13 protein-coding genes are annotated in these 20,248 nt (G+C 62.9%); 2 read left to right on the forward strand and 11 right to left on the reverse strand.

The genetic code is table 11. The features are described from left to right. The 4 genes from KZX66_RS22470 to KZX66_RS22485 form a co-directional block, all read right to left on the reverse strand. Positions 1-506 (reverse strand): contractile injection system protein, VgrG/Pvc8 family (locus tag KZX66_RS22470; RefSeq protein WP_248083435.1); only part of this gene is annotated, 506 nt, incomplete at its 3' end. Positions 507-691: 185 nt separating this feature from the next. Further along, positions 692-871, reverse strand: coding sequence for a hypothetical protein (locus KZX66_RS22475; RefSeq protein WP_248083436.1), 180 nt, complete (start codon positions 869-871; stop codon positions 692-694). Positions 872-1,027: 156 nt separating this feature from the next. Beyond that, complete coding sequence (locus tag KZX66_RS22480; protein ID WP_248083437.1) at positions 1,028-2,203, reverse strand: lactonase family protein; 1,176 nt, start codon at positions 2,201-2,203, stop codon at positions 1,028-1,030. Continuing rightward, complete coding sequence (locus KZX66_RS22485) at positions 2,190-2,477, reverse strand: DUF5629 family protein (protein ID WP_248083438.1); 288 nt, start codon at positions 2,475-2,477, stop codon at positions 2,190-2,192. Before KZX66_RS22485 ends, KZX66_RS22480 begins: the two co-directional genes overlap by 14 nt. 170 nt (positions 2,478-2,647) lie before the next feature. On the opposite strand from KZX66_RS22485, the gene KZX66_RS22490 reads away from it, so the two are divergent. Continuing rightward, a complete protein-coding gene (locus tag KZX66_RS22490) occupies positions 2,648-7,336 on the forward strand; it encodes a hypothetical protein (RefSeq protein WP_248083439.1) in 4,689 nt (1,562 codons plus the stop codon). Between the two features lie 73 nt (positions 7,337-7,409). On the opposite strand, the gene KZX66_RS22495 is transcribed toward KZX66_RS22490, so the two are convergent. After that, positions 7,410-9,785 (reverse strand): RND family transporter, encoded by a 2,376-nt coding sequence (locus tag KZX66_RS22495; protein ID WP_248083440.1) that lies wholly within the window; start codon positions 9,783-9,785, stop codon positions 7,410-7,412. A gap of 15 nt (positions 9,786-9,800) precedes the next feature. Further along, the gene (locus tag KZX66_RS22500; protein WP_248083541.1) at positions 9,801-10,841 is read right to left on the reverse strand and encodes a YCF48-related protein; all 1,041 of its coding nucleotides are present in this window, start codon (positions 10,839-10,841) and stop codon (positions 9,801-9,803) included. A 313-nt stretch (positions 10,842-11,154) separates the two neighbouring features. On the opposite strand from KZX66_RS22500, the gene KZX66_RS22505 reads away from it, so the two are divergent. Beyond that, positions 11,155-12,270: a Gfo/Idh/MocA family oxidoreductase gene (locus KZX66_RS22505; protein ID WP_248083441.1), complete on the forward strand. Its 1,116-nt coding sequence runs from the start codon at positions 11,155-11,157 to the stop codon at positions 12,268-12,270. Positions 12,271-12,299: 29 nt separating this feature from the next. Here KZX66_RS22505 and KZX66_RS22510 read toward each other — a convergent pair whose 3' ends face one another. From KZX66_RS22510 to KZX66_RS22530, 5 genes are all read right to left on the reverse strand, one after another. Then, positions 12,300-14,003, reverse strand: coding sequence for an AMP-binding protein (locus KZX66_RS22510; protein WP_248083442.1), 1,704 nt, complete (start codon positions 14,001-14,003; stop codon positions 12,300-12,302). Between the two features lie 34 nt (positions 14,004-14,037). Then, positions 14,038-15,336, reverse strand: coding sequence for an acetyl-CoA C-acetyltransferase (locus KZX66_RS22515; RefSeq protein ID WP_248083443.1), 1,299 nt, complete (start codon positions 15,334-15,336; stop codon positions 14,038-14,040). Beyond that, positions 15,333-16,223: a MaoC/PaaZ C-terminal domain-containing protein gene (locus KZX66_RS22520; RefSeq protein ID WP_248083444.1), complete on the reverse strand. Its 891-nt coding sequence runs from the start codon at positions 16,221-16,223 to the stop codon at positions 15,333-15,335. The genes KZX66_RS22515 and KZX66_RS22520 overlap by 4 nt, the downstream gene beginning before the upstream one ends. A gap of 4 nt (positions 16,224-16,227) precedes the next feature. After that, complete coding sequence (locus KZX66_RS22525) at positions 16,228-17,571, reverse strand: 3-oxoacyl-ACP reductase (protein WP_248083445.1); 1,344 nt, start codon at positions 17,569-17,571, stop codon at positions 16,228-16,230. 81 nt (positions 17,572-17,652) lie between these two features. Beyond that, entirely contained in the window at positions 17,653-20,178 is a 2,526-nt protein-coding gene (locus tag KZX66_RS22530; protein ID WP_248083446.1) for an acyl-CoA dehydrogenase, read from the reverse strand. Positions 20,179-20,248 lie beyond the last annotated feature (70 nt).

Genomic DNA, 20,248 nt, shown 5'->3' on the forward strand with positions numbered 1-20,248 from the left:
ACCTGTTCACGCTTGGGGTGTTCGCATGCCAATCTGAAGAAAAAGTCCTGGCCTTCCAGGTCGTGACGACCGCGCAGAATGCTCTCGACGATTTCAGGCACCGACTGATGCTGGTAGATACGGAACTGCCGGCCACGGTCGAGCAGGGCCAGACGCGGCTGCAAGGTAATCTCGTAGACAGCCTGATCGTTGGACCCGGACAGGCGTTTGAAGCCCGTGACCACGCCATACAGCGTACGCAGCGGTTTGATCGGCGGCGGGTTCAGGCTAAACAGCGGCAGCGTTCGGGGCGCGGCGTGCAGGCTGAAACTGGCGTCCTGGCCGAGCAGACTGTCGGCGGCCAGGTCACATTCGGTGCTGGTGAACTCCACCCGATAAAGGAACGGCTGACTCAGGTGCTCCTGGCCGTCGAAGGCCAGGACATCGAGCTGGGCCGCCAGGTTGCGGACCCACAAAATGTGGCGGGTATGGTCGAAAAAAACGCTTGGTGAAACGCTGGAAGCCATGTCTCCAATCCCTGAGCTGCGAAAGCCCAAAGAGTAAAGATTGGTTATCGGTGATTAATGTCGGAAGATTCGACTTTACAAGAAAGACGCTTCCGTATTCGCACCCACAGGTCCGATAGGCCGGTAAATCAAGGTAGTCATCGATCTTTGGCCGAATGTGCCGGCGGCTGACTGCGGCCTGAAGCTCAGTGCTGGGTTTTGTGATCCAGGGCGGCATAGAAGTTGGCGCTTTGCTGCAAGTATTTCTGGGTGTAGGCGCTGGTGCTGGAACGTTTGCCACTGACTTCCACACTGACTGCAGCGGGCAAGGCCACCGTGGCGGAAACGGCGGAAGCAGCGATAACGGAGAAGAGATTGAAGTTCATGTCGGTAACCCTCGTGTGCGTTTGGTTGGGTGGCCGGTGAAGGCCTTGGAACCGAACTTACGCCCGAGGGTGACACCTTAGAAATGCTTTGAAACAGTAGCCGCTATTAATACAATTAATACAAAGACTCAGGCCCCGTGTTGCGGGGCCTGTGGCTTATTGACGCACCAGGAACTTGAGGTCGCTGGGGGCATCGATGGCCAATGTCTGCACGGTTTTACCCAGCAGGCCGGTCTTGGGATCACGCTCGACCACCACGATTTCATTGCTTTTCTGGTTGGCAATCAGCAGGAATTTGCCGCTGGGGTCCAGGGCGAATTCGCGGGGGTGGTCGCCTTCCACCGAGCGCTGCTGCACTTGCTTGAGGTGCGCCGTGGCCGGGTCAATGCTGAACACCAGGATATGGTTGGCCGTGCCGCGGTTGCTCACGTAGAGAAACTTGCCATCGCTTGACGCATGCAGCGCCGCGCCGGCTTTGTCCGACACCGGTTGGCCGACGGCATAGTCCACCAACTGGGTCTGGGTCAGCTTGCCGTCGCGGTAATCGAACACCGCCACCTGGGCGCTCATCTCGGTGGTCAGCCACGCATGTTTGCCGTCAGCGCTGAACAACAGGTGACGCGGGCCGCTGCCCGGCGGCAGTTGCACCGAGGCCGGGTCTGCCGGGGTCAGTGGTTGTTCGTGGTTGGCCTTGGGGTCGTAGCGGTAGGCAAATACTTTGTCGGCCCCCAGGTCCTGCACAAATACGTACTTGCCATCCGGCGACGACACCACCGAATGCACGTGGTTGGAGGCCTGGCGCTCAGGGTTCACACGGCTGGCCGGGTGCCCGCTCAACTGCACGGGCGGTGACAGCTTGCCGCTGGCGTCCACCGGCAGGATCGCCAGGCTGCCGCCCGGATCTTCGAGGACCGAATAGTTGGCCACGAACAGGTAGCGCCCATCAGCAGCAAGGCTGGAATGGGTCGGCTCGTTGCCCAGGCTTTGCACCTGGTTGATCAAGGTCAACTGGTGCGTCTTGGGGTCGATGCTATAGCTGCTCACGCGGCCGACGGCGTCTTTCTGGCCGGGACCATTCTCGTTGACCACAAACAAGTGTGTCTGGTCTTTGGAGACCGTCAGCCACGACGGGTTGGCCGCCTGTGCCGCCAGTACCGGCTGGCTCTGGAACTGGCCGGTGCGGCTGTCGAACTGCAGGCGGTAGATGCCTTCGCTGGTGCCGGCGGTGTAGCTGCCCACCAGCAACTCATGGATGTCGGCCGGTGCGGCCTGTACCGACATCGCACCGACACTGCCTGCCATCAGCAGGGGCCAGAATTTACGCATCATCATCGGCGTGGTCCTCGTCGTTATTGTTGCCGGTAAAGGCACTCATGCAGATCAAGCGGTGCTCGCCCGATTCACCGGTCAAAGTCCAGCTTTGCAAGGTGCTATCGAAAATCGCGGCCTGCACCTGCTCCAGGCTGAAACACCAGCGTTTTTCAGCGCGGCCGTCCATGGCAGTGATCAGCAGTTGCTGGTCGAGCTGAAACTCGAAAGCGTGCAGGCCGTCAATCAGGAGCATATCGCTGGTTTCGAGGACGGCGATCAGGTTGTCTGCAGTCATTACTAGTCAGTCATCTAAGGGGGAAAGTTCCCATGATAGGCGAGTTTGGTTCGCGCACCCACTGCGGCCTTGGGCCTTGAGGTAGCCGGCTACCTCTCCTCGCTCGCCGGATCAGCGTTAAGTAACCGCGCATCGCTGCGATGCCCGACTAGTTAACCTGGAGCCCCAATATGCCGACACCCTTGCCCAGCGTGGCCAACACCATCAGCGCGCTGTTCGCCAGTCGCCCGCGCTTTGACACCGTGGTGCAAAACCTGTTGACCGCAATGCTGACCGACGCCTATCCGGGCCTGAATCTGGACCTTGCCAAGATCCAACTGGCCACCCCGGAGGCCTCCGGCGGCTGGCGCTTTGAGCCGCTTATGACACACGTGCTCAATTACCTGGCCAGCGGCACCCCCCTTCCCGTCAATGAGCTGGATTTGCGTGCCGCCTTCCTGTCCGGGCAACCGCCCCGGCGCCTGAACAGCGCGGCGGGCACACCGTTGGAGATGCAGCGGATCATTACGCTGATCCGGGAGCTGCCATGGTCGGTGCCCATCGCCCTGCAAAACGCATTGAGCGATTACTGGAATGAAAACGACGAGGCGTCCCACAGCCGCTGGCGGCGACTCAGCACCCTGTTGCTGGACAGCCTGCAAATCAGCGTGTTGAAACAAGCGGACTTGACCGATCTTGAACGCGACACCCTGCAACAGGTGATCAACTGCCCCGACGGCGATCAACGCATGGCCCGCCATGGACTGGCGCAGACCCACGCCTATGCTCTGGAGACCACCTTGCACAGCGATATGGGAGACTCGGTGCTGCTCGGTTCGCACCTGCTGTTGGTGCGCACGGTCGATACCCAGGTGATCGTGCTGCTGTGCAAACCCGGCGGGCGTGTCGAGCACTTTCCCTCGGTTGATGCGTTCGGCCAGTACTGGGGCGCGCAACTGGCCGACGATTACCGTATCGATACGCTGAGCTGGCGCCGTTACGAGATCCAGGGTGATGTGTTCGACCAGCAGGCCGCGCTGATCCTCAATCGCCAACTCAAAAGCCTTGAGGCGCTGCGCCTGCCCTGCACGCTGGGGCTGACGACGCTGCGGGCGCTGCATGCTGAACTCAGCGACCCGGCGCAGTACTTGATCGACACGCCTGCGGGCGGCGAGCCGCAGTTCGAGCATCTGCTGCGCCCGCAACTGCCCGACTGGCTGCAGCGCGCCTCGCCAACCCAGCAACAGGCTTACCGCCAGCACAGCATGGGGCTGGCCGCCTGCAAGATCCTCAACAAGGGTCGCACCTTTCTCAGTGACATTACCGACATTCAAGCCTTCACCCTGGACAGGCTGCGCCAGGCCCTGCGCAGCGAAGAACAACGGACGCTCCCCGCCGGGGCGACGCCCATGTCGCCGGAGCATTACGACCCCGATAAAATCACGCTCACCTTCACCGAGTACGCGGGCTATCCCGGCGCCCCCGGCATCGTCGAAATCACCCACATGAGTCTCACGGAACTGGCACTGAAGAACCTGGTGGGCCGGCCGCGCGGCACCTTGACCCTGGCCCATCGTGACGGCCTGGACCTGCCCGACTGGCTGACCGCCGACTTCGTGACCGGCACCAACGGCCTGATCGAAACCGTCAACATTGGCCGGCACTATCCCGAGTTTCTCAAGCAACAATTGCTCGGCGACGCCCCGGCCGTCGAGGCGCGCATGCGATTGTTCGCCGAACAGATGCGCCACCAACTGCCGTTACAGGCGCTGGAACTGCACCTGCAGCAACAAGACGCGATAGGCGCGACCGGTGCACGCTACGTCGCGGCGCTGGTCGAGCCTGGCGCCGCCGAACGCCGGGTGGATGAACACACGGTGGTGATTCGTTGCCTGGCGCTGTTACGCAAAGCTGAAGCCGTGCCGGATGTGGTCGCCAACATGTTCATCATCGAACCACTGGATAACAGCCAGGGCCCACACCTGCTTTACCGCCCGTTGTATCCCGACGCCTTGTGTGAGTTCCCCACGCGCGCGGCCCTGCTGAACGCCATCGCGCAGCCTGGGCCGCTGCAGACCAGCGTATTGACCTGGCTCAGCGACGAGGCGCGCCCGATCTATGACAACGGCGGCTTCCTGCACCCGCATTACGTGCGCTTCGGCCAGGGCGATGAGTTCTCCAACCTCCTGGCCCCGCCACCCGCGCGGCTGGCCAACGACGGCGCGAGCAACGAGCTATTGCAATACCTGCTTAACGGGCAAGTGATGGAGTACCTCTATGGCAGCAACGCACGGGCACTGGTCGACCAGGCCACCCACCAATCGATGTCGACCCGAAGCAGCCGCTGGGCGGCGATGCTGGAGATCGGTGGCGTGCTGTTTAACACCCTGCTGCTGCCGCTGTTGCGCGGCCCCGCCCTGCTCACCGCGTGGCTGCTGGCGCTAACGGCGAGCCTGCAGCGCGACGTGCCGATGCTTGGCAGCGCCGATCCGACCACGCGGGAACTGGCGGCCGCCGATGTGTTAATGAACCTGGCGAATGTGCTGGGTGAGCTGGTGCCGGGCGTGGAGAGCGCCACCCCCTTGGCCTTAAAAGTCAAGAAACAGGCCCTGCGCATGCCCGCACCGCGCCGCTTGCCGCAACAGTGGCCGCGCCCCAAGGCACCGACGGTTACCGAAGGCGTGGTGGTGATGCCCGGCGAATTTCCCGGTGAGCGCAGTTCCGCCCTGGAACTGGACTTCGCCAGTGCCCGGCGCCGACTCACGGCCACGCAAAAGGCACGGCTGGCACGATTGCAAGTGCCGCGTCCGCCGACCCTGCCGTCGCCAGTCCTCAATGGCCCGCGAAGAGGCTTATACGTGCTGGACAACCGGTGGCACGTGTTGATTGAACGGCAGCTCTACCGGGTCAACCTGCTGGAAGACGGCAATGTGCTCATCGTCGACCCGCTCGACAGCCGCAACCTGGGTCCCTATGTAAAGGCCGACGATCAAGGTCGCTGGGATCTCGACCTCACCCTGCGCCTGCGCGGCGGCATGCCGCTCAAACGTGTGGCCGCGCAGCGCCAGCGCAAGGCCCAGCGCAAGATCCAACTGACCGATCAGTACAACGACTTCCTGGCCCAGCAAGTGGCACTGCAGCGCGCGGCGGACGTCTCGCAAAGCGTGATGGAAAAAGCCGCGCAGGACCCTCGCTTCACCGCTCAACAGCGCGCCGGCCTGCAGCGTCAGTTCGACACCGCCCTGGAGCGCCAGACCCGCGTGTTCCAACAACTGCTGGACACACTCGATGAACGTATCGAACACGGTATTGCACTGAGCGCCGACACCGTGCTGGCCTTGCGGGAAAACACCCTCAACAATGCCCGCAAAGCCGTGGTGCGCGCTGAGCAGGACCGCGAGCAGCTCTACGCCAGCAATCGCCGCTTTATCGGGGGTGGCCTGTCGTTGCGGCAGGTGATCATGGAGCACTACGTCAGCTACCTGGCGTTTATCAAGGAACTGGCGCAGATCAATGAGCGCAGCCTGCGCAACCTTGAACTCAGGGACCGCCAACTGGCGGCTTTGTATGAGCAGGGTCCGGAAGGCGTGGCGGTGTTCGAGCGCCTGACCCGCGACCGCCCGGAAAACGAACTCAGCACCCTCGGCGTGGTAAAGCTGCAATTGCTGGCCCTGCGGGTATTGAGCATCAAGGACGCGGCGCTGGACCTGATGGACGGCCTCAACGCGATCGTCGACCCTTTGAGCGTGCACGTACGCTCCCACTCCGAACTCAAGACCCTGGAGCTGACGGCGGTGGAGCGCCGTGAAACCCTGGAGAGCCTGGTGGAGCGTTACGGACAGGCGCTGGATGGCTTGCAGGGGCTGCGCGAGGTCAATGCCGAGGAACTGGAAAGCGGCCACTTCAATGCGCTGTACACCCTTGTCGAAAAACTCTACGAAGACGCCACGCAACAGTTGGCCAATGAAGTCAAACCCGCCGCGCAAACCGTCAGAAAACCGCCGAAACGCCCCAAGATCAGGGCGGGCCGAGCGCAGAAAAAACTCATCAGAACTCGCAGCGGCGCGATGCTCATCGGCGATCTGGCGCCCGCCGGCAGCAGCCTGCCAATTGATGTGGTGGAGGTGCGTTCGGAGGACAACAACCAGGTCATCGCCACCTACTCACGCCGCGAAGAGGACCTGTGGGATGAAGTGCGCATGGTGCGCACACCGGAACCGCCAGCCGCCGCGAGGCCCTTGAACGAACTCAAGGGCAAGGCGCGCAAGCTGCTCACACAATTGGAAGGCCACCTGCAAGGCGCCGAGCGTTACAAAGCACTGTGCCGCCACCCGCAGGAAATCGAGGAATTGATGAGCAACGAGGCCACTCGCCTCGACAACGCCGCCCAGGCACTCGACCAGGCGCTTGGGGCGCAGCCCGCAGAGGCAAGACTGGCGGCCGACCAGCGCCTGCTTGAGGACCTGCGCCAAGGGGTGGCGCGCCTGACCCGCAAAGGCCACGAACTGCGCACGGCGCTGAGCCTTGAGCTGCCACCGACCAGCGGCAACCTGCAATTTTTATTCGATCAGGGCCTGGTGCAGGTCGCCATGCTGGGCGAGCGCATTGCGCTGACCGGCGCGCGCAAAGACTTTATCCAGGAATATGCGATCAATGATCGCCGGGGCTATCCGCTGTGGTACGCGCACTTTCACTACGGCACCGCACACACCCCCAAAGCCGACTACAGCGTGGCGCACCTCAAGACCGCCGCCCAGCGTCGGCAAAGCTATTACACCCTGCTGGATAACGCCCAAAGCCCGCAGGCGGTGGTGGCTGTGCACCGTGGGATGCTCGGTAAAGCCCTGGCCGAACGTTGGTTCCTGCCATTGGCGCCTTGAGCGCGGGTGGGTAACCGTGGAAACAAAAACGCCCGACGGTCAGGTCGGGCGTTTGGGCGGCGACGCTTGCGCGTCAGTGGGCAAACAACGAATTGCCCTTTTGCCCCGCGAGCTTCTCGGGTTTGATCAGGAACCGCGCCAGCGCCGGCAACAGCCACAACGCGCCGAACATGTTCCACAGGAGCATGAAGGTCAGCATCAGGCCCATGTCGGCCTGGAACTTGATCGCCGAAAAAATCCAGGTGCACACGCCGATGGCCAGGCACAGACCGGTGAACAGCACTGCCTTACCGGTGGACTTGAGCGTCTGGTAATAGGCTTCCTGCAACGGCAGGCCGGCACGCAGGAAGCTTTCCAGGCGGCTGTAGATGTAGATGCCGTAGTCCACGCCAATTCCCACGCCCAGCGCCACCACCGGCAAGGTCGCAACCTTGACGCCGATGCCCATGAACGCCATCAGCGCGTTGCCCAGCACCGAGGTGAGCACCAGCGGCAGCACGATGCACAAGGTCGCCGCCCACGAGCGGAAGGTGATCATGCACATGGTCGCCACACACAGGTACACCAGGATCAGGATGGTCAGCTCGGACTCCTTGATCACCTCGTTGGTGGCCGCTTCGATCCCGGCGTTGCCGGCGGCGAGGATGAATTCCAGGCCGTCCTTGTTGTTCTCCCTGGCGAAGTCCTGCACCGCATGCACCGCGCGGTCGAGGGTCTCGGCCTTGTGGTCGTTGAGGAACACCAGCACCGGCGCCAGCGAGCAATTGTTGTTGTACAGGCCATCGGCGCGGGCGATGGAGTTGTTCAGTACGTCCGGGTTACGCGACAGGGTTTCCCATTTCAGGTTGCCCTCGTTCATGCCCTTGATCATCTGTTTGGACACGGTCACCAGCGAGATCGCCGACTGCACGCCTTCAGTGTTCTGCATCTTCCACATCAACTGGTCGATGGGCGCCATGGCCTCATACCGCGAACAGCCTTCGGCCTTGGTCTTGACCATCACCACCAATACGTCGGAGCTGGTGGAGTAGTTGCTGATGATGAAGTTGTTGTCTTTGTTGTAGCGCGAGTCCGGGCGCAGTTCCGGCGCGCCCTGGTCGAGGTCGCCGATCTTGAGGTTCTGGCTGTACCAAAGGCCGCCGCCAAAAGCGACCAGCGCCAGCAGGATCGAGACCGGCGCGACTTTCGCGCTGGCAAATTTGGACAGCAGGCGCCAGAACGGATGCTCGCGGTGTGCATCTTCCTTGCTTTTAGCGATGGCTCGTTTGCTGATACCGACATAGGAAATCGCCACCGGTAGCAGGATCAGGTTGGTGAACACGATCACCGCCACGCCGATGGACGCGCCGATGGCCAGTTCGCGGATCACGCCGATGTCGATGATCAGCAGGGTAATGAAGCCCACCGCATCCGCCAGGATCGCGATCATCCCCGGCAGGAACAGTTGCCGGAAGGTGCGCCGCGCTGCCGTCAGTGCGTTATCGGCTTCGCTCGATTGCAGGGCGATCCCGTTGATCTTCTGCACGCCGTGGGAAATCCCGATGGCGAAGATCAGGAACGGCACCAGCATCGAATAGGGATCGAGCCCGAAGCCGAAGAAGTGCATCAGCCCCAGTTGCCAGACCACCGCCACCAGCGTGGTGCTCAACACCGCGATGGTGCTGCGCAGGCAGTTGGTGAACCACAACAGCAGCACCAGGGTGATGACGAACGCGATACCGAAGAACAGCACCACCATCACCAGGCCGTCGATCAGGTCACCGACCTTCTTGGCAAAGCCGACGATGTGGATCTTGACGTTGGGGTTCTGGGCTTCGAACTTGTCGCGAATTTTTTCTTCCAGTTCATGGGAGAACTTGCGGTAGTCCAGGGCCAGCAACTTGCCCTGGTCCTGCGGGTCCGGGTAAGACTCCAGCAGCGGGATATCGACGATGCTCGATTTGAAGTCGTTGGAGACCAGACGCCCGACCTGGCCGGACTTGAGCACGTTGTTGCGCAACTGGTCGAGGCTTTGCGCCGAGCCGTTGTAGCTCTGCGGGATGACTTCGCCCCCGGCGAAGCCTTCTTCGGTCACTTCGGTCCAGCGTACGCTGGGGCTCCACAGCGACTTGAGGCCCGAGCGGTCGACGCCGGAGATATAAAACACCTCGTCGTTGATCTGACGCAGGGTCTCCATGTACGCCTTGGTGAAGATGTCGCCGTCCTTGGCCTCCACCGAGATGCGCACCGTGTTGCCCAGGTTGGCCAGGTCGTTGCGGTGCTCCATCATTTTTTCGATGAAGGGGTGTTTCAGGGGGATCATTTTTTCAAAGCTGGTGGACGGGCGAATCAAGGTCGCCTGCCAGAACAGGAACACGCTCACCAGCAGGCAGATGACGATGACTGCCGGGCGATTGTTGAAGATCAGGCGCTCAAGAAAGGTTGCTTTATCGTTGTGATGACTGCTCATTCTTTCCCCGCCTTCTTATTGTTTTGTCGGTTCGGCGCCGGTCGGCGCGGCGACACGAACACCGCCCTGCCCGACCAGAATCAAGTTGCCATTGCCTGCCGCGGTGACCGCCGACAGTGAAATACGGTCCGGGCGGTTGAACACGGCGAAGGTCTGGCCGTCGTCGTGGCTGACCACCACGCTGCCGCCGTTGCCGACGACCACAATGGAGCCATCCTCCAACAAGGTGGCCCCGGACAAGCCGAATTCCAGGGCGCCACGCGCGGCAGTCAATTCGACCTGCTCCCAGGTGCTGCCAAAATCGGTCGAACGGTACAGGTTGCCGCGCAGGCCATAGGCCAACAGGGTGTGCGGTTGTGCGGTGCTGATCACCCCGAACAGCGAGCCTTCATAAGGGCCTTCGAGTTTTTCCCAGGTCTGGCCCTCGTCGCTGGAGCGGAACATGCTGCCCTGCTCCCCGACGATAAACAGGCCGGCGTCCTTGATATGGGCGATGGCGTTGAGGTGGAACTGGTCCTCGTTGTCGAGGCGGTCGCTGACGTCTTCCCAGGTTTTGCCGCCGTCGGTGGTTTCGATCAGCGCACCGTAGGCGCCTACGGCCAGGCCGTGGCTGGCGTCGTTGAACCATACATCGAGCAAGGGCGCTTCGCGCTTGAGGTCTTGGTATTGCTGGACCCAGGTGGCGCCGCCATCGGTGCTGGCGAGGATCTGCGCGTCATGGCCCACGGCCCAGCCCTGCTTGTCATCGACAAAAAACACGGCGGTGAGCAACTGTCGGGTGGGGACCTTGGCTTGTTTCCAGGTGCTGCCCTGGTCATCGGAATAGAGGACATGCCCGCGATCACCGACCGCCACCAGGCGCTTGCCCGCGTGGACCACATCGATCATCAGGCCTTTGGCGGCCTTGGGGGATTCAATCGCAAACACCGGCTGCGCGGCGGTATCGCTGGCTGCCAGCACAGGTGTCGACAACACAGCCCCCGCCAGCAACGAGAGCGCTGTGGCCAGCAACGCAACCCGGCGTGCGGCGCGTGGGCGGCAAACAACCCAACCCATGACAGGCTCACTCATAGACCTTCTCCCATTTATTATTTTTTGTTAGGTCGTCTCGCCTTCCCGGGCTCTGAAACCTGCAATCTAGAGCGCCTGGAGGAAGCAGGGGCCATCCTATCGGGCTTTCGAATCGTCTGACAATCGGCGCTACGTTATCTTTTGTTAACTGGCGGCGTTTGGCCATGTGGTGAATATAGCCGTATTCGCCAGGCTGATTGCCGGGCGCGCAATGAATTTTTATTCCATCTATTGAGTTTAGAGAATTTTTATTCCACTAATAGGCACCTTAAAAACAATAATCCAAAGGACCACGGCTATGCGTGAACTCGGAATCGGTTTGATCGGCACAGGCTTCATGGGCCGCGCCCACGCCCTGGCCTTCAACAATGCACGGGCGGTTTTCGAACTGCCGGTACACCTCAAGCTGGCCGCCCTGGCCGATGCCGATACCGAGCGGGCCAAACGCTGCGCCGCGGCCTGGGGCTTTGCCGCAGCCCATGGTGACTGGCAAGCATTGGTCGACGACCCGAAGGTCGATGTGGTGGCCATCACCACGCCCAATCACTTGCACTACCCCATGGCCATGGCCGCGATCGCGGCGGGGAAAGCGGTGTATTGCGAAAAACCCCTGGCGGTCAGTCTGGAACAGGCCGACGCCATGCGCCGCGCCGCCAGCGCTGCCGGCGTGGTCACCCGGGTGGGCTACAACTACCAGCACAACCCCATGATCACCCTGGCGCGGCAAATGATTGCAGGCGGCGAACTCGGTGAAATCATCAGTTTCCAGGGTGAATTCAGCGAGGATTTTATGGCTGACCCAACGTCGCCGTGGTCATGGCGCTGTGAAGTGGCCCACGCCGGTGGCGCGTTGGCCGATCTGGGCAGCCACCTGCTGTCGATGGCGCGTTATCTGGTGGGGGATGTGGTCAGCGTGTGCGCCGATACCCAGACCGTACATGTCCAGCGCCCTGCCGTTAAAGGCGGCAACGACGTCAAAACCATCGCGGTGGATGACCAGGTGCATGCACTGCTGCGTTTCGCCAACGGCGCGCGCGGCACGATCAGCAGCAGTTGGCTCAAGCACGGCTACAAGAACCACCTGGGTTTCGAGATCAGTGGGACAAAAGGCACCCTGGCCTTCGATCAGGAGCGTTTAAACGAACTGCGCCTGTGCCGTGTCGGCCAAGACGGCTTCCAGCGGCTGCTGGCCGGCCCCGCCCTGCCCGGCTACGCCGCGTTCAGCCCGGCGGCGGGCCATCAGTTGGGTTACAACGAGTTGAAAACACTGGAGGTGCAGGAATTGATCATGGCCGTGGCGGGCAGAGGTGCCGATGGCACTGACTTTGACGGCGCATGGGCAGTGGAGCGGCTGGCGACAGCGATTCGCGTGGCCGCCCGTGAAGAGCGCTGGGTGAAAATAGAAGAAGTATGAGTTAACACGCCAAACCCTGTTGTTTCACATCAGCGTAAGGCCCGGCGCAGCACTTTACCCACCGTCGTTTTAGGCAGTTCGGTGCTGCGAAACTCCACATACCTGGGCACTTTGTAGCCCGTCAGGTACTCGCGGCAATGGGCGAGGATCTGCTCCTGGGTCAGGCTCGGGTCTTTGCGCACGACGATGATCTTGACCCTCTCGCCGGTCACGCCATCCTCCACCCCAATCGCCGCCACCTCGGCCACGCCTGGGTGCAGCGCCACCACGTCTTCGATTTCATTGGGGTACACGTTGAAGCCCGACACCAGAATCATGTCTTTCTTGCGGTCGACCAGGCGGATGTACCCGCGCTCGTCCATCACACCGATATCCCCGGTGGACAACCAGCCCTCGGCATCCAGCACTTCGGCGGTGGCCTGCGGGCGTTTCCAGTAGCCCTGCATCACCTGCGGCCCGCGTACTTGCAGTTCGCCTGGCTCACCGATGTCAGCCAATCCACCGTCCTCGCGCACAAACCGCACCCAGGTCGAGGGCAGTGGCACGCCGATGCTGCCGGTGAAGTCCATCTCACGCATGCGGGCGATATCGATGGGGCTGATGCTCACCACCGGCGAGCACTCGGTGAGGCCGTAGCCTTCGATGATCGGAAGCCCGGTCACCTCCTTCCAACGCTTGGCCACGGCAGTGTGGGTGGCCATGCCGCCGGCGATGACCATGCGCAGGTCCGAGAAGTCTCGTGCGCAGAAGTCCTTATTTTCCAGCAGCCCGTTGAACAGGGTGTTGACCCCGGCAATGCCGTTGAAGCGCTCCTTGCGCAGGATCATCTGCACCCGTTTCACGTCCCGTGGGTTGGCGATGAGGATGTTGCGCCCGCCCAGGCACATGAACATCAGGCAGTTCACCGTCAGCGAAAAAATGTGATACAGCGGCAACAGGGTGACGTTGGTTTCCTGCTTGTCCTGGTCCAGTTGGTCACCGACCCAGGCCTTGGCCTGCAGCAGGTTGGCGATGATATTACGGTGGCTGAGCATCACGCCCTTGGCATCACCGGTGGTGCCGCCGGTGTATTGCAGGAAGGCCAGGTCATCCAGCGCCATGCTCACCGGCAGGTGGTTCAGCGCGCGCCCCTGCTTGAGCACCTGATTGAAGCGCACCGCGCCAGGCAGGTGAAACGCCGGCACCTGCTTTTGCACGTGGCGCAGGATGAAGTTCATCGCGGCGCCCTTGAAGGCACCGAGCAAGTCACCGATGGCCGCCACCACCACGCGCTTGACGCTGCTGCCGGCCACAGCCTTTTCCAGGGTGTGGGCGAAGTTTTCGAAGATCACCACGGTCTCGGCGCCACTGTCCTTGAGCAGGTGTTTGAGTTCGTGGGCGGTGTACAGCGGGTTGACGTTGACCACCACCGCGCCGGCCAGGATCGTACCCAACAGGCAGATCGGGTACTGCAGGCAGTTGGGCATCATCAACGCCACACGGTCGCCCGGCTGTACGCCCTGGCCTTGCAGCCAGGCGGCAAACGCGATGCCCTGGACGTGCCAGTCGGCGTAGCTCATTTCGGTGCCGATGCTGACATAGGCCACACGCTCGCGGAATTTTTCCAGGTGTTCCACGAACACTTCGCGTAACGATGGGTAGTCCTCGATGGCGGCATCGATGTCTGCCGGGACGCCGGGCAGGTAAGCGTTCAACCACACCCGTTCGGTGTGTTCCAGGCTGATAGCGTTCATGGCAGTCTCCTTGTTGTTGTTTTGGTGGGCCCTGCTACTTTTCGACGATGGCGGTAATGCCCAGCCCGCCCGCTGCGCAGATCGAGATCAACCCGCGGCCGCCGCCGTTCTCATGGATGATCTTGGCCAGCGCCGCCAATTGCCGGCCGCCGGTGGCGGCGAACGGATGGCCGCAGCCGAGGGAGCCGCCGTTGACGTTCATTTTGGCGCGGTCGATGGGCCCCAACGGCGCCTCCAGGCCCAGGCGCTCGCGGCAGTAGTCGGCGTCTTCCCAGGCCTTGAGGGTGCACAGCACCTGGGCGGCGAACGCCTCGTGAATCTCGAAGAAATCAAAGTCGGCAAAGCTCAGGCCTTCGCGTTTGAGCATGCGCGGCACGGCATAGGCCGGCGCCATCAGCAGGCCTTCGCTGCCGTCGACAAAATTCACCGCCGCCGTCTCGCCGGTGCGCAGGTAGGCCAGCACCGGCCAGCCGTTCGCCGCAGCCCACTCCTCGCTCGCCAGCAGCACCACCGAGGCGCCATCGGTCAGCGGCGTGGAGTTGCCCGCCGTGAGCGTACCGTTGTGCCGGTCATAGGCCGGTGACAGGCCAGCGAGTTTTTCCAGGCTGGCATCGGCGCGCAGGTTGTTATCACGGGCCAGGCCGCGATGGGGGCTGATCAGGTCGTCGAAGAAGCCGCGTCGGTAGGCGGCGTCCAGGCGCTGATGGCTGGTGAGGGTCAGCTCGTCCTGGGCCAGGCGCTTGATCTGCCAGCGCTGGGCCATGGCTTCGCAGTGCTCGCCCATGGACAACCCGGTACGCGGCTCGCCGTTGCGCGGCAGCAGCGGTTTGAACAACATCGACGGCCGCACCTTGAGCAGCGTCTTCAGTTTGTCGCCCAGGCTTTTCGCGCGGTTGGCGGCGAGCAAGGTGTGGCGCAGGGATTCATTGATGCCGATGGGCGCGTCGGAGGTGGTGTCGGCGCCGCCGGCGATGCCCACCTCGATCTGGCCCAGGGTAATTTTATTCGCCACCAGCAACGCGGCTTCAAGCCCCGTTCCACAGGCTTGTTGCACGTCGTAGGCGGGGGTTTCCGGGGATAAGGTGGTGGAGAGCAACGACTCACGCGCCAGGTTGAAGTCCCGCGAATGCTTGATCACCGCGCCGGCCGCAAACTCGCCCAGGCGCTGGCCGTGCAGGTTGTAGCGGTCCACCAGGCCTTGCAGTGCCGCCACCAGAAGATCCTGATTGCTGTCGTGGGCGTACAGGGTGTTGGAGCGCGCGAACGGAATTCGGTTGCCGCCGATGATCGCCACACGGCGAGTGGGGGCCGGGTTGAAACGGTAGTCACTCATTGAACGCTCTCATTCCAAATGAACAGCCCACGCATATGGGGTTTGTCGCCTGCGAAATTGCGCACCTCAAATTCACGCCGTGGGCCGCTCACCGGATGGCTCCACAGCGCGACCTGGCCGGGCAAATAAATCGGCAACTTGAAATCACAATGGGCCTCGGCCTGGGCCAACCCACCCGGCGGTTGCTGGGCGGCGAGTGCGCGGCCCAGGGTCCACATGCCGTGGGCAATGGCGCGGCGAAAGCCGAAGATTCTGGCGCCTACCACCGACGTGTGAATCGGGTTGAAATCGCCGGAGACTTTGGCAAAACGTCGGCCCAGATCCGCCGGCAACACCCAGCGCCTGGTGCGCAACAACCCGTGTTCCTGCAACGGCAGAACGTCGTCCCAGGGTTCACCGACAGGGGTCGGCACGTCACGACGCAAGTACAGGCTGTCGCTTTCCCACGCCAGGGTGCCCGCGCTGAACGCCCGCGTGGCGATGCTCAGCGCCTGCCCTTTGGGATGGGCCACCCAACGCTCGGCATACACTTCCAGGCGCAGCGCCTGGCCCTCGTGCAAGCGCTGGTGCTGACGAATGCGGTTGGCCAAATGCACCATGCCGCTCGCTGGGTACGGAAAGCTCGGCCGCGTCAGCAGCATCAAGTGCAGCGGGAAGGCCAGCACGTGGGGGTAAGACAGCGGCACGCCCTGCTCACGGCGAAAACCGCAGGCCCGGCCGTAGGCCGCGATGCCCTCGGCGGACAACTCCACCGCCGAGCGCACCAGGCGCGCGTTCGGCAGCACCGGATCGCCGTCGGGCTTGGGCTTGCGCAGGGCGCGTACGCCGTCCAGCAACAGGCGCGTGCGCGAAGGCGGTGGGTCGATGATCTGGGTCACGTAGTCCATGGCATCAGGCTCCCAACAGGCTTTGGCCGCACACCCGCACGACTTGGCCATTGACCCCACCCGAGGCCGGGTGCGCCAGCCAGGCAATGGTTTCGGCCACGTCGATCGGCTGTCCGCCCTGGCTCATGGAGTTCATGCGCCGCCCCGCCTCGCGAATCATCAGCGGAATCTTCGCGGTCATCTGGGTTTCGATAAACCCAGGCGCAACGGCATTCACCGTCACCTGCTGCGCCGCTGCACGCGGGGCCAGGCCCTGGACCAGACCGATCACACCGGCCTTGGAGGTGGCGTAGTTGCTTTGCCCGAGGTTGCCGGCGATGCCGGAAATCGACGACACACATACGATGCGCCCGCCGGGGTTCACCCCCTGGTGCGCGAGCAACGCGTCGCTCAGCTGCAACGGCGCCTCAAGGTTGACCGCCAGCACACTGCGCCAGTCTTGCTCAGGCATTTTGGCGATGGTCTTGTCGCGGGTGATGCCGGCGTTGTGCACCACCACATCGAAGGCGCCGTACTGGCTGACGTGGGCCAGCAACAGCGCGGCGGCATCCGGCGCGGTGATGTCCAGCGGCAACGCCGAACCGCCGACGAGGCTCGCGGCCTGTTGCAGCGACTCCAAAGCATTGGGCACATCGACGCACACCACATGGGCGCCCTCGCGGGCCAACACCTGGGCGATGGCCAGGCCGATGCCACGGGACGCGCCGGTGACCAGCGCACGGCGGCCGGTGAAAGGCTTGTCCCAATTGACGCCTGGCTGGCCGTCCACGGGTTTGTCCAGGCGCACTACTTGCCCCGAAACATAAGCCGAACGGCGTGACAGAAAGAAACGCAGGCTGCTGTCCAACGCGTCTTCGGCACCCGGTGCAACATAGAGCAACTGCACGGTGATCGCCCGGCGCAGCTCCTTGGCCAGCGAGCGCACCAGACCTTCGAGGGCGCGTTGGGCGACGGCCTGGGGCAGGTCCTGGCAATGTTCCGGCGCGGTACCGAGCACCACCACGCGAGCATGCTGGCCGAGGCGTTTGGCGTTGGCGTGGAAGAACACGTACAGCTCATCCAGTTGGTGCAGGTCGGTCACACCGGTGGCGTCGAACACCGCGCCCTGCACCTTGACCGTGGACGGTGCCTGAACGGTGGCCGGGCTGGCGGCCACGGTGTCGGTGGCGCTGAAGAGGCGTTGCACTTCGCCGACCAGGCGCCCTGCCCCGGCGACGATCACCGGGTTGGCCAAGCCTGGCTGGCCGCTGCGATGACGCTGCAACGGCACGGGCTGGGGCAAGCCGATCGCCTGCGCCACGCGGCGGCCCCAGGGGGAACTGACGAACGCTAGGTAACTGTCACTCATAGATAGATCCACTCAAAACACTGTCGTGACTTGGGTTCTGCGGGAGGGGCAAGCGCCCTCCCACACTGGCGGCGTTTGTCCTCAGTTGACCGAGGCGTTTTCGCCCTGGCTGGCGCGGCGTTTGGTCACCGGTTCCAACGCCTGCTTGCGCTGCTGCAAGGCTTCCAGCAAGCCGAAGTCCTGCGGGAAGTCGTCCACCTGGATCGCGTGATCGGCAAATTCCACGTAGCGCGCCAGCAACCCTTCCTCGTCCTCGCTGATCAGGTCCTGCGCTCGCGCTTTGACGCGCCAGGCCGTAAACGCCGCGGTCGAGATCGGCAGCGGCTCGATCAGCCCTTGCTTGACGGCGGGCTTGAGCCGCGCATCGATCAGTTCCACTTGCGGCAACAGACGCAAGCCCAATTCGCCATAAGCCAACTTGTCGATCTCCGGCCGTGGGATGTAGGAATTGGCCAGCAAGCGGTCACGGGTTTCGCCCGGCGTCTGCACCACGTCGGCGACCTGGGCCAGCAAATGATCCGACGGCTTGCGCTGTGGGATGCCGAACGGAAACGTCAGGCCCCGCACCACCGCCGCAGCGGCTTTGGAGGGGTAGTTATCGAGGACTTCGGCGAGGGCTTCATGGGCCCGCAACAGCGCATCCTGGGCCGACCAGTGCACCAGCGGCAGGTCGCTCTGGGGCCGGCCATCGTCCTCAAAGCGCTTGAGCACGCAGGACAGGATATACAGCTGCGAAAGGATATCGCCCAGGCGCCCGGTGATACTTTCCTTGCGTTTGAGGGCGCCGCCCAGTACGCCCATGGACACATCCGAGATCAACGCCAGCACCACCGACAGCCGATTGGCCTGACGATAGTAGGACGCCAGCGCCGGCTCGGTCTTGGCCGGCGCGGACAGCAGGCGGCCACCGGTCAGCGCATGCACCGCCGCGCGTACGGTGTTGGCCAGCACGAAACTCAGGTGGCCGAACATCGCGCTGTCGAAGTCGTGCAGGGCCTTGCGCCGGTCCGGGTTGCGCGCCGCTTCCATTTCGCGGAACACATAGGGATGGCAGCGAATCAGGCCCTGGCCAAAGATGATCAGGCAGCGGGTCATGATGTTCGCGCCTTCCACCGTAATGGCGATGGGGCTTTGCTGGTAGGCGCGGGCGAGGAAGTTGTTGGGGCCCATGCAGATGCCCTTGCCGGCGACGATGTCCATACCGTCATTGACGATGATCCGCGCGCGTTCGGTGACGTGGTATTTGGCGATGGCCGAGATCACCGAAGGTTTTTCACCGGCATCCAAAGACGCCACCGACACCTTGCGCACCGCATCGCACGCATACAGATGCCCGGCCATGCGCGCCAACGGCGCCTGCACCCCTTCGAACTTGCCGATGGGCAGGCCGAATTGCTTGCGCATCGCCGCATAGGCGCTGGTACCGCGCACCGCGACCTTGCCCAGGCCGACGTTGGCCGAGGGCAGCGAAATCGCACGTCCGGCGGCCAGGCATTCCATCAACATGCGCCAGCCATTGCCGACTTGCTCACGGCCACCGATGACCCATTCCAGCGGGATAAACACCTCCTTGCCGGTGGTCGGGCCGTTCTGGAAGACGGCGTTGAGCGGCCAGTGGCGGCGACCGCTGTTCACGCCGGGGTGGCTCGTGGGGATCAAGGCGCAGGTGATGCCCAGAGAACCCTTGGGCCCCAGCAAGCCGTCCGGATCTTGCGCACGGAACGCCAGGCCCAGCACGGTGGCGATAGGCCCCAGGGTGATGTAGCGCTTGTCCCAGGTCACTTTGAACCCCAGGACTTCTTCGCCTTCGTGCAGGCCCTTGCAGACAATGCCCAGGTCGGGAATCGCCCCGGCGTCCGAGCCGGCATAGGGGCTGGTCAGGGCAAAACAGGGGATGTCTTCACCCCTGGCCAGGCGCGGCAGGTAGTAATTGCGCTGGGCATCAGTGCCGTAATGCAGCAGCAGCTCGGCCGGGCCCAGGGAGTTGGGCACCATCACCGAAATCGCCGCCGCCGAGCAGCGTGTCGACAGCTTCATCACCACTTGGGAGTGCGCGTAGTGGGAGAAGCCTTTGCCACCGTACTGCTTGGGAATGATCATGCCGAGAAAGCCCGCGTCCTTGGTGTACTGCCAGGCTTCGGGGGACATGTCCTGCCAGACCTGGGTGGTTTCCCAGTCATTGGCGATGTCGCACAACGTTTCCACTTCCGTGTCGAGAAACGCTTGTTCTTCGGCGCTCAGGCTCGCCGGTGCGGCTTGCAGCAGGCGCTGCCAGTCGGGTTTGCCGCTGAACAGCTCGGCGTCCCACCACACAGTTCCGGACTCAATGGCCGCACGCTCAGTGTCGGACATCGCCGGCATGATCGTACGAAACAGGCCGAGGGCCTTGCCGGTCAACAGCGTGCGACGCAGCGGTTTGATTGCCAGCAACACGGCAGGCAACAGCACCAGCAACGCGGCAACCGTGATGCCGAACCCCGCCACCACGTTGAACAAATAACCGGCCGCTATCCATATCAGGCCGATGCCCAGCCACAGGGCCGCGGCCGCTTGTCGATACGCCAGGGCAATCGCTGCTGCGAAACCCGCCAATAACCAGATCACCATGGGGATACCTCGACTCGATTCAGGGCATGGCCAACGCGCGTCCCGCTCGGTATGAGCGACGGCTTGAAAC

This window comes from Pseudomonas sp. EYE_354 (genome assembly GCF_023148575.1).
GTDB lineage: Bacteria > Pseudomonadota > Gammaproteobacteria > Pseudomonadales > Pseudomonadaceae > Aquipseudomonas.

What these genes read in the sequence shown, in the direction of transcription:
- KZX66_RS22520 (WP_248083444.1), bottom strand. Translation starts at nt 16,223, where the DNA reads ATGGACTACGTGACCCAGATCATCGACCCACCGCCTTCGCGCACGCGC.
- KZX66_RS22485 (WP_248083438.1), bottom strand. Translation starts at nt 2,477, where the DNA reads ATGACTGCAGACAACCTGATCGCCGTCCTCGAAACCAGCGATATGCTC.
- KZX66_RS22525 (WP_248083445.1), bottom strand. Translation starts at nt 17,571, where the DNA reads ATGAGTGACAGTTACCTAGCGTTCGTCAGTTCCCCCTGGGGCCGCCGC.
- KZX66_RS22530 (WP_248083446.1), bottom strand. Translation starts at nt 20,178, where the DNA reads ATGGTGATCTGGTTATTGGCGGGTTTCGCAGCAGCGATTGCCCTGGCG.
- KZX66_RS22495 (WP_248083440.1), bottom strand. Translation starts at nt 9,785, where the DNA reads ATGAGCAGTCATCACAACGATAAAGCAACCTTTCTTGAGCGCCTGATC.
- KZX66_RS22505 (WP_248083441.1), top strand. Translation starts at nt 11,155, where the DNA reads ATGCGTGAACTCGGAATCGGTTTGATCGGCACAGGCTTCATGGGCCGC.
- KZX66_RS22515 (WP_248083443.1), bottom strand. Translation starts at nt 15,336, where the DNA reads ATGAGTGACTACCGTTTCAACCCGGCCCCCACTCGCCGTGTGGCGATC.
- KZX66_RS22475 (WP_248083436.1), bottom strand. Translation starts at nt 871, where the DNA reads ATGAACTTCAATCTCTTCTCCGTTATCGCTGCTTCCGCCGTTTCCGCC.
- KZX66_RS22490 (WP_248083439.1), top strand. Translation starts at nt 2,648, where the DNA reads ATGCCGACACCCTTGCCCAGCGTGGCCAACACCATCAGCGCGCTGTTC.
- KZX66_RS22500 (WP_248083541.1), bottom strand. Translation starts at nt 10,841, where the DNA reads ATGGGTTGGGTTGTTTGCCGCCCACGCGCCGCACGCCGGGTTGCGTTG.
- KZX66_RS22510 (WP_248083442.1), bottom strand. Translation starts at nt 14,003, where the DNA reads ATGAACGCTATCAGCCTGGAACACACCGAACGGGTGTGGTTGAACGCT.
- KZX66_RS22480 (WP_248083437.1), bottom strand. Translation starts at nt 2,203, where the DNA reads ATGATGATGCGTAAATTCTGGCCCCTGCTGATGGCAGGCAGTGTCGGT.